1 pseudogene is annotated in these 261 nt (G+C 54.4%); it reads right to left on the reverse strand.

Annotated elements, in window-relative coordinates:
* Positions 1-261 (reverse strand): annotated as a pseudogene (locus tag QN347_RS20215) (ATP-dependent DNA helicase RecG); the annotation flags it as partial.

Below are 261 nucleotides of genomic sequence, written 5' to 3' on the forward strand. Positions count from 1 at the left end.
GTTTGAATAACGAATGATCTGCAGCGGGGCATGGCTGCGATAGCTGCGATGCATCAACGCGTTAACGATGCCTTCACGCAGCACTCGTTGATGGATTATCGGTTTGTCCTTTCGCTGAGCATCTCCTTCTGCAAGACCGAATCCCACGGGAAGGTCATCTAGCACAGCGGCGAGCGCACGACGGATGGCTCTGAACAAGTAGTCTCGAATCTCGACGGAATCAAAACGACGCTCTGGGTCAGGAATCCACTCCTTGCCCGG

The sequence above is a fragment of the Sphingomonas sp. 10B4 genome, assembly GCF_035019905.1.
GTDB lineage: Bacteria > Pseudomonadota > Alphaproteobacteria > Sphingomonadales > Sphingomonadaceae > Sphingomonas > Sphingomonas glacialis.